Here is a 3,034-nt window from a genome sequence, read left to right on the forward strand (position 1 = left end):
TCAACCAACATCATGAACCCGAGGGTGGGGGCAGTTCTTCATGACGCAAAGGGGGCAGTTCCGGATGGCGTTTGACAACGTAGCTTCACTGCTGCAGGAGCAATGCATGCGTTGCTATGGCGCGTTTGAGGCGTTTCAGAAGCTAGTCAGGGACCACGAAGCGAGTATCGTAAGCTCGAACCCTGAAGAATTTTAGCGGGCGTCGGTGCGTTTGATTTTGCGAACTCGTCCTGGCGTCTCCTTGTGCGCGGATAGCAATCGCACGTGTGACTGGTACCGCCCCATGCCCTAATGTGCGCTCCTTCGCTCGACTCAGATGCGGTTACTCGCAATATTTGCAGGAGCAACCCAAAATGGAGTGGCGACAATGTTGAGAGTGTTTCTAGTCTTCTACACCGCAGCCGGCGGAGTAGCCTCGGTTAGCCGGCCATTTGTACTAGACATGGAATACTGTGAAAGTATCGCCAAAGAGCGAAACGAACAGATCTTGAAGGATGCCAAAGCCGACGCCGATGTTTTTGTCGCGGTATGCGAGCAGCACAAGACGCGGCCCAAAGCCACAGCCAAGGTGGATCGAAAGTACCGCGAGCGATTTGAGGTCAGCTGCATTCTTCGCGGCAACCCCAATCAATGCACTGATTTGCCGAATGGCGATGTGGAGTTCATGACGAGCGGACGCGATAAGCGCGGAAATCGTCTACACGTTATAACTAAACCTGACGGCTCATACGTAGCCGGGACGTATGACAGCAAAAGCAGATTTCATATCATCAGAAAACAGGACTTTGAGAAGGGAATTTACTGATGGCGCTTTTCTAACGAGCTTTCTCAAAGTGTTCCGCGTCAACGGTAACCGCGCGAGTGTAATATCAGCTCAGCCTTTCATCCCTTAAAAGGTCAATCCTGTTGGTCCGACGGCAGTTAACGCATTCGTAGGTTCGTCGTCATTACAACCGTGCCCCGAAGCGTTGCCGATAATACCTCCTACAAAACGACGAGAACCGGAATGAGCCAATGACCTTAACTTTTAAGGCCTCGGAACGGCATCTGGAAATTTGCGCTTTATTTCCTCAAACGTAAAAACCGTTCCGAAATGCGCCACGTGCTTCGCATACTCGGCCAATTTTATCTCACTGCACAGAAGTGCTGATGCGGCCATGTCGTGGCGCACTACCTTTTGTGGTGCTTTGGCTGCCCAGCATTGAGCTCGCACGTTGTATGATGCGGCTTGCCTGCCGCCATGCTTGAAGTTGTCGCCGGGATGCTTGACTTCGATATGGACAGCGAAACGGAAGCCCGTAGTGGCCTCGAAGATCGCCAGCAGATCCGTTTCCTGACCACTGCATCCTTCGCAACGACACGCTTCGGTGAAATGTGATCGCCACCAATATCGTGCGCTGCGCTTGTTCTGCATTTCCTGATGCATGAGCCGGGCATCAGAAAATGCGGAAAACATGGTTCTGCTTAGCGCCCAAGAACGAAAGGTCGGATCGTCCACTAAGGCATTTGCAAATGGCTCGGCATAGATCAGCTCCTTTACCCCGTATCCCATCCGACGCCCGCTCCTACGCGTAAGAGATCACAAAGAGCACGAGAATGTTCTCTCGAAATAGCACTCGCCTAGGAGCGCATCATTGCCTGGCGCCAAATCCTACTGGCCAAGAGCGCCAAGTAAATTGCAGCCTTATCCGTAGAATTACGGGCACCACGTCCCTTGAAGCAGGCCTTCCGCACCAATGGACTTTCACCCATGGACAACGCTGGCGAGTGTTGTCACCGCCACGCTACTTACGTAGTCTGGCGCAGGGTATTTGAGCGGAGGGGTCATGCGGTTGTGGGTTCGGTTGCTCTCGGCGGGAGCCGCCGCCACTTTAGGCGGGTGCGGAACGACGCTTCCGATCATGGATTTAGCGCATCCGTCCAAGATCGAGTTCGAACAGTTCGTTCAAGCCATCGCATCCCATGTCCGCTGCGAATTGAGTAAGGCAGTAAAACGCGAGTGGCCTAGGGAGGCGAAATCCAAGCGCATCCTCCTGAAGACGTGGGTAGCAAAGGTAGGCCTGACGATAACAGCGGATGACAAGGGACAGGCCAACCCTGGTATCGCATTCATCAATGCCGCCCAGACATTCGCCGGCAGCGTCGGCGCGCAATTTATGGCGGACGGTACCCGCGTGATGAGCGTCACTTATTTTGTTCCCTTCCAAGAGCTCGTGACCGATCCGACCCCAACGGACGAACGAGGAACGGAGGTGCCGTGTACAATACGGGAGAGGGAGCCGATCGCAGGTGACTTGGGCATTCATCAGACGCTCGCTGCCGCTCTGCAGCCATGGGACGGAAACGATACGCTCGGCGAAACTGTCACCGGCGGCCCCTTCGATACCATCACTCATCATGTAACGTTCCAAGTTCAGGCAGGAGCCAGCGCGACCCCGAGCTGGAAGTTCGTGAACGTTACGGCGAACACGGGCGGAAATTTCCTGAGTGCTACACGCACGCGAACCGACGACCTCTTGATCACTTTCGGACCTGGCGTGCTGACGGCAGGACACAAATTAATTCCATCGCCAGAAATCAATTCATCGTTCGGAGCCGAACGGTTAAGGGGCGTTCTTTCAGACAAGGGAGGGATTTAAGATGGTGTGCAAGGCCGGAGTCGATGTGCCCGCTACTGAAGGCGAAGCAAGCCGGACACCCGGATGGGGGCCGGCCGGCGGAGCTATGATCGCAGACGCTCCGGACTGGAGCCTTCATCGCCGTTGCCAAGGTGATGAGGTGTGCGCCGTATACAAGCATGGCGGGACCGTTACCGCGCGCTATTGCAGTCAGAACCAGTGCAGCAACTACTGGACCGGGCCGGCCATACCATGCGGAGAGGCCCTATGACCTGCCCCTGAATTTTCATCCAGCGGCAGTTAGAGTCTCGGGGGGTTGTACGCCTTGCGGCGCGGTGGAAGCAACGGGCGATCGGCGGAGCTGGTCGGGGTTGCGCAGCCGAGCGTCCGTTGCGGTGAGAGAGGCGGCGTAGGCC

At 55.6% G+C, this 3,034-nt stretch carries 3 protein-coding genes and 1 pseudogene; 2 read left to right on the forward strand and 2 right to left on the reverse strand.

Translation table 11 applies throughout. The features are described 5' to 3' along the window. The first annotated feature begins 367 nt into the window (after positions 1-367). Positions 368-805, forward strand: coding sequence for a hypothetical protein (locus tag Q2M23_RS43325; RefSeq protein WP_316399475.1), 438 nt, complete (start codon positions 368-370; stop codon positions 803-805). A gap of 222 nt (positions 806-1,027) precedes the next feature. Here the strand turns inward: Q2M23_RS43325 and Q2M23_RS43330 are convergent, their stop codons facing one another. Then, complete coding sequence (locus Q2M23_RS43330; RefSeq protein WP_316399476.1) at positions 1,028-1,552, reverse strand: hypothetical protein; 525 nt, start codon at positions 1,550-1,552, stop codon at positions 1,028-1,030. 274 nt (positions 1,553-1,826) lie between these two features. Between Q2M23_RS43330 and Q2M23_RS43335 the strand changes: the two genes are divergently transcribed. Continuing rightward, complete coding sequence (locus Q2M23_RS43335) at positions 1,827-2,639, forward strand: hypothetical protein (RefSeq protein WP_316399477.1); 813 nt, start codon at positions 1,827-1,829, stop codon at positions 2,637-2,639. Between the two features lie 265 nt (positions 2,640-2,904). On the opposite strand, the pseudogene Q2M23_RS43340 reads toward Q2M23_RS43335, so the two are convergent. Continuing rightward, positions 2,905-3,034 (reverse strand): annotated as a pseudogene (locus Q2M23_RS43340) (IS3 family transposase); the annotation flags it as partial.

This window comes from Bradyrhizobium sp. 33ap4, assembly GCF_032654765.1.
Lineage (GTDB): Bacteria > Pseudomonadota > Alphaproteobacteria > Rhizobiales > Xanthobacteraceae > Bradyrhizobium > Bradyrhizobium australafricanum.